The sequence below is a fragment of the Cobetia sp. 10Alg 146 genome, assembly GCF_029846385.1.
Taxonomy (GTDB): domain Bacteria; phylum Pseudomonadota; class Gammaproteobacteria; order Pseudomonadales; family Halomonadaceae; genus Cobetia; species Cobetia marina.
In genome coordinates this window covers 1-224 of record NZ_JARWKT010000030.1, presented here as the reverse complement: position 1 = coordinate 224, position 224 = coordinate 1, and the positions used below count along the sequence as shown (strand labels likewise).

Genomic DNA, 224 nt, shown 5'->3' with positions numbered 1-224 from the left:
AATGACAATTTTGCTACAAGCTTATTAATTTACTTTTTTATTAAGCATTTGATTGACCAATAATGCCCCTAACATTATAGCAGCCCCAATACTTAACCTGACTATATCGGCATCTCGGTTCCAGATCAGCACGTTAATTATAATCCCAGCTGGGATAAGCAAGTTATTCATAACTGCCAAAGCACCTACGTTGACAAGGGTTGCGCCTTTATTCCACATAAAGT

At 37.5% G+C, this 224-nt stretch carries 1 pseudogene; it reads right to left on the bottom strand.

Annotation, left to right across the window (positions count from 1 at the left end):
* Window positions 1–24 precede the first annotated feature (24 nt).
* A pseudogene (locus QD172_RS17325) lies at window positions 25–224 on the bottom strand (EamA family transporter); the annotation flags it as partial.